Source organism: Thermoanaerobaculia bacterium (assembly GCA_018057705.1).
Lineage (GTDB): Bacteria > Acidobacteriota > Thermoanaerobaculia > Multivoradales > JAGPDF01 > JAGPDF01.
This window is the reverse complement of the sequence record JAGPDF010000144.1, coordinates 1-5,714: the sequence shown is the minus strand read 5'-3', so window position 1 is coordinate 5,714 and position 5,714 is coordinate 1. Positions and strand designations below refer to the sequence as shown.

Sequence of the window (5,714 nt, the reverse complement as noted above, 5' to 3'; positions counted from 1 at the left end):
CGAGTACGGCGACGCCGGGCACCGCGAGGGCTGGTGCCTCTACCGCCTCGGCTGCAAGGGACCGGCGACGCACGCCAACTGCTCGGTCAATCACTTCAACGAGGTCGTCGGAGCCTGGCCGATCGGATTGGGACACCCCTGCTTCGGCTGCACCGAACAGGCGCTCGCCTTCCGCGTGCCGCTGCACGACACGGTGCCGATCGACCGGCCGACGCCGCCGGACACCTATCCGCCGATCCACGCCGAGCAGGGCAAAGTGAGCCCGGTCGCTACCGGCGTCGCGGGCCTGGTGGGTGGCGCGGTCGTCGGAGCGGCCTGGATGGCCGCCAAGAAGCTGGGCGAAGACGAAACCAAGTCGAAGAACTGACGAGGCCGACCATGGCGACCACCACTAATCGACGGAGTCTCCTGAAGGTTCTGGCGGCCGGCTCGGCCGTCGCCGCCACCGGTGCGGCGCCGGCAGCCGCCGCGCGGAAGATCGAAGCGCCGCCCGAGGCGATGGGCATGCTGTACGACACCACCGTCTGCATCGGCTGCAAGGCCTGTGTCGTCGCCTGCCGGGAAGCCAACGACCTCGAGCCCGACACCGGAGCCGAAGGACTCTGGCATGCGCCGGAGGACTTGAACGGCTGCACCAAGAACATCATCAAGCTCTACAAGGAGGGCGACCGGCTCTCCTACATGAAAGCGCAGTGCATGCACTGCGTCGATCCGGCCTGCGCCGCCGCCTGCATGCTGCACGCCTTCCACAAGAACCCGGTCACCGGGGTCGTCGAGTGGGATCCGTTCTACTGCGTCGGCTGCCGCTACTGCCAGATGGCCTGCCCGTTCAACGTGCCGAAGTTCGAGTTCGACAAGGCGCTGCCCAAGATCGTCAAGTGCGAGCTCTGCCGCCACCGGGTCGAGGGCGCCGCGCTCGCCGAGCAGGACGGCTTCACCCGCTACCCGAAGGGTCACGGCCCGGCCTGCTGCGAGGTCTGCCCGCGCGAAGCGGTGATCTACGGCAAGCGCGACGAGCTCCTGCTCGAGGCCAAGCGCCGTATCGCCGAAGAGCCCGGCAAGTACTTCGAAGACCGCGTCTACGGCGAGTTCGAGGGCGGCGGAACCCAGGTGCTCTACCTCTCGCACGTGCCGTTCGAAAAGCTGGGCCTGCCCAAGCTCGCGAACGAAGGCGTTCCGCGCACCGCCTACTCGATCCAGGAAGGGCTCTACAAAGGCTTCGTCGCACCGGTCGCGGCCTACGCCGTGCTCGCCGGCGTGATGCTCCGCAACCGCCGCGCCAACAAGAACGCAGCCGGACCGGACGACTCCGCCAACCAGGGAGGCCGCCAGTGAACGCGCACGCTTCGGTCCACGAACCGTTCCACAGCCCGGTCCAGGCACCGCTCTTCACCCGGCCGTTCCGCTGGCTGCTCGTCGTCGCCGGCATCGGCGTCGCGGTCGCCATCTGGCGCTTCCTCTTCGGCATCGGCGCGGTGACCAATCTGTCCAACGGCTATCCCTGGGGGATCTGGATCGCCTTCGACGTCGTGGTGGGAACCGCGCTCGGGTGTGGCGGCTATGCCGTGGCGTTGCTGGTCTTCATCCTCAACAAGGGGGAGTACCACCCACTGGTCCGGCCAGCGGTCCTGACGAGCCTCCTGGGCTACGGCCTGGCGGTGCTGGCCGTGACAGTCGACCTCGGGCGCTACTGGGACCTGTGGAAGATTCCGATCTACTTCTGGCAGTGGAGCCACTCGCCGCAGCTCGAAGTCGCGATCTGCGTGATGCTCTACAACTTCGTCCTGCTCGCCGAGCTCTCGCCGGCCCTGTGGGAGAAGCTCGAGAAGAGCCCCAAACCGCGCGTCGCGGCGTTCGCGACCAAGGCCAATCGTTTCATTCACAAGGGCGGCGTCTGGATCATCGCCCTCGGCATCCTGCTGCCGACCATGCACCAGTCCTCTCTCGGCACGATGATGCTGCTTGCCGGCCCGCGCCTCCACGCGCTCTGGTTCACGCCCTGGCTGCCGTTCCTCTTCATCCTCTCCTGCCTGATCCTGGGCTACGGCATCGTGGTCTGCGAAGCCTCCTTCGCCGCCAAAGCGTTCGGTCGGCCGCGCGAGACCGAGATGCTCGGCCGGCTCGCCAACGTGGCGAAGTGGGTGGCGCTCTTCTTCGTCGCCTTCCGTCTCGGCGACGTGGCGCTCTCCGGTGAGCTCGGCCTCCTTGCCTCGACCCTGGGCGCGGTCTTCGTCGCCGAGCTCGCGATGCATCTGGCCGCCGCCGCCATTCTGATGTCCGCCACGCGGCGCGCCGATCCGGTCTGGCAGGTGCGGGCGGGGATCCTGCTCATCCTCGCGGGCACGGGCTTTCGCCTCAACACCTATCTCGTCGCGTTCAACCCGGGCGAGCACTACAGCTACTTCCCGGCGATACCCGAGCTCCTGATCACTCTCGGCTTCGTCGCCGCGGAGCTCGCGATCTACCTCTGGGCCGTCAAGACCTTCCCCATCCTCGGTGGCCGCACTGCCGCCGCGACCCGCCGATCCTAGGAGCCTCCAGATCATGTCCAAGCGCATCGTTGTCGACCCGATCACGCGTATCGAAGGACACCTGCGCATCGACGTCGAGGTGGACGGCGGCAGGGTCACCAAGTCCTGGTCTTCCGGCCAGATGTTCCGCGGCATCGAGCTCATCCTCGAGGGGCGCGATCCGCGCGAGGCCTGGCTCTTCGCCCAGAGGATCTGCGGCGTCTGCACCACCGTCCACGCCATCACTTCGGTGCGCGCGGTGGAGAACGCCATCGGCCTCGAGATTCCGATGAACGCGCAGTACATCCGCAACCTCATCCTCTGCGCCCATGCGCTGCACGATCACATCGTCCACTTCTACCACCTGTCGGCGCTCGACTGGGTGGACGTCACTTCGGCGCTCAAGGCCGACCCGGCGAAGGCCTCGGCGCTCGCCGAGTCGCTCTCGCCCTGGCCGCACAACAGCACCCGCGAGCTCGCGGCGGTCAAGGCGAAGCTCGAAGGGCTCATCGCCTCGGGCCAGCTCGGCATCTTCACCAACGGCTACTGGGGGCACCCGGCGATGCACCTGCCGCCGGAGGTCAACCTCCTCGCCGTCTCGCACTACCTGCAGGCGCTCGACTACCAGCGCAAGGCGAACAAGGTCGTCGCCATCCTCGGCAGCAAGACGCCGAACATCCAGAATCTCGCCGTCGGCGGCGTCGCGAACGCGATCAACCTCGACAACGACGCGACGCTCAACATGGAGAAGCTCTACTTCATCAAGGACACACTCGAGGAGGTCAAGACCTTCATCGATCAGGTCTACCTTCCGGACGTCATCGCCATCGGTTCGATGTATCCCGAGTGGCTGGGCTACGGCGCCGGGGTGACCAACTACATGGCCGTGCCCGACCTGCCGCTCGACAGCAAGGGCACCGAGTTCGACCTCCCGGGCGGCGTCATCATGGGCGGCGACCTCAAGTCCTTCCGGCCGATCGAACGCTTCGACGACCCGCTCTTCCAGGCCAAGGTCGAAGAGTCGGTCGCCCACGCCTGGTACGAAGGCGACTGGCAGAAGCACCCCTGGGACGAGGAGATGCCCAAGCCGGAGTACACCGACTTCCAGGACGACGGCAAGTACTCCTGGGTGAAGGCGCCGCGCTTCGAAGGCAAGGCGATGCAGGTCGGGCCGCTCGCCCAGATCCTGATGGGCTATGCCTCGGGTCACGAGCTCATCACCAAGAAGGTCAACGAGTCGGTCGCCCTCGCCTCGTCGATCGCCAAGGTCCAGATTCCGCTCGCGGCGCTGCACTCGACGCTCGGTCGTCATCTCGCCCGCGCCATCCGTTGCGCGGTGCTCGCCGAGCTCTCCCTCAAACACTGGGGCCTGCTGGTCGGCAACATCGCCAAGGGCGACCTCACCATCTGGAACAAGCCCGAGTTCCCCAAGGGCGAGGTGAAGGGATTCGGCTTCCACGAGGCGCCGCGCGGCACGCTCTCGCACTGGGTGGTGATCCGCGACGGCCGGATCGCCAACTACCAGGCGGTCGTGCCCTCGACCTGGAACGCCGGGCCGCGCGACTCGCAGGGCCAGCTGGGACCGTACGAGGCCTCGCTGGTCGGCAATCCGATCGCCGACAGCGAGCGTCCGCTCGAGGTCGTGCGCACCATCCATTCCTTCGATCCCTGCCTGGCCTGCGCCATCCACGCCTTCGATCCCGAGGGCAACGAGACGGCGACGGTCAAGGTGCTCGGAGGTTGAGGTTGTCGGGGGCGGACGAGGAGGGGAGCGCCACCGTGCGCACCCTGGTGCTGGGGATGGGCTGCATCCTGATGCGCGACGACGGCGTGGGTCCCTCGGCCCTCGCCACCTTCGCGTCACTCTACGAGCTGCCCGACGACGTCGAACTGCTCGACATCGGCACCCCCGGCCCTGAACTCGCCCACCAAATCGGCGGCTACGACGCGTTGATCGTCTTCGACGCGCTCCGTGTGCAGTCGCCGCCGGGCACCGTCCGGTGCTTGACGCGCAGCGAGATCCTCGCCGCCCCCCTTTTGAATCCCCGTCTCTCCCCCCACGATCCGGGCCTCCGGGAGGCGCTGCTCACCGCCGAGTTCTTCGGCGAAGCACCGCGCGAGGTTCTGCTCATCGGCATCGTGCCGAAGCAGATCGAGCTCGGCACCGAGCTCTCGCCCGAGGTCCGTGCGGCGCTGCCGCGCGCCGCGGAGGCCGCGGCGGCGGAGCTCCTGCGGCTCGGCATCCTCCCGGTTCCGCGGCACGAACCGGCCCTCGAAGAGGTCTGGTGGAGGTCGGCCTGATCGAATCGGGGTGCACCCGAAGTCTGCTGTCTGTCGTCCCGAGCCATTTGCCCTGACGGCTCCCTCCTGGCCCCGCTCTGCGGATTCCATCGTTCTGGGGATCGACCACCCGTCCGGAGGATTCCGATGTCCGCTCGCCGCCTGCGCCTCGCCCTGCTTCCTGCGCTGCTCCTCCTCCTCAGCGGTGCGGATTCTGCCGCCGCCGTCGTCCAGGGCTCGAACGACCCCTCCTTCTGGTCCGACGGCCTGCGGATCTACACCGACCCGAATCTCTCCCTGAACCTCGCCGGCCTCGTCGTCGCCCCCGACGGCCGGTTGGTCTACCTCGCCAACGGGCGCGACTTCGACACGGTCCGGATCCTCACCTGGCGGGCGGTCGGCGACTCGACCCAGGGGAGCGCCTGCGCAGTCAGCCTGCCCGGGGGCACCGGCCACGACGGCTTCGACCTGGCGTTCGACGGCGCGGGCCGGCTCGTCGTCCTCGCCCGCTCTCTCCCGTCGGACCAGCTATTCGTCGCCCGGTACCTCTATCCCTCGTGCGCGCTCGACCCGACCTTCGGGTCGCACGCCGGCTGGGCCGGGATCGGCCCGGAGAGCGGCAACGAGCTCCTCCTGGGGGATCTTGTCGTGGACGCCGCGGGGAGGATCGTCATCGCGGCGCGACTCGACCATGTGGCGATCCTCTTTCGCCTTCTTCCGGACGGCGATCCCGACCCGGGATTCTCGGGTGACGGCCGCGCGAGCGCGCCGGACCATGGCTTTCTGCGCGACGTGACGGGCCTGGCCGTCAGCTCCGACGGCCGGCCGGTGGTCCTCATGAGCGCCGCGGCGGCGGGAGATTCGAGTACCTTCGTGTTCGAGGTCTTCGACGGCGCCGGGGGGCACGTCGAAACGCTCGAGGTC

6 protein-coding genes are annotated in these 5,714 nt (G+C 68.0%); all 6 read left to right on the top strand.

What is annotated here, in order from left to right:
- On the top strand, window positions 1-367 hold a 367-nt coding region (locus KBI44_21215), incomplete at its 5' end, for a hydrogenase 2 small subunit (GenBank protein MBP9147005.1).
- A gap of 11 nt (window positions 368-378) precedes the next feature.
- On the top strand, window positions 379-1,335 hold the full coding sequence (gene hybA, locus KBI44_21210; protein ID MBP9147004.1) for a hydrogenase 2 operon protein HybA: 957 nt from the start codon (window positions 379-381) through the stop codon (window positions 1,333-1,335).
- A complete protein-coding gene (hybB, locus tag KBI44_21205; GenBank protein MBP9147003.1) occupies window positions 1,332-2,531 on the top strand; it encodes a Ni/Fe-hydrogenase cytochrome b subunit in 1,200 nt (399 codons plus the stop codon). The genes hybA and hybB overlap by 4 nt, the downstream gene beginning before the upstream one ends.
- 13 nt (window positions 2,532-2,544) lie before the next feature.
- Window positions 2,545-4,254: a nickel-dependent hydrogenase large subunit gene (locus tag KBI44_21200; GenBank protein ID MBP9147002.1), complete on the top strand. Its 1,710-nt coding sequence runs from the start codon at window positions 2,545-2,547 to the stop codon at window positions 4,252-4,254.
- A 2-nt stretch (window positions 4,255-4,256) separates the two neighbouring features.
- A complete protein-coding gene (locus tag KBI44_21195) occupies window positions 4,257-4,811 on the top strand; it encodes a hydrogenase maturation protease (protein MBP9147001.1) in 555 nt (184 codons plus the stop codon).
- A gap of 126 nt (window positions 4,812-4,937) precedes the next feature.
- On the top strand, window positions 4,938-5,714 hold a 777-nt coding region (locus KBI44_21190; protein MBP9147000.1), incomplete at its 3' end, for a hypothetical protein.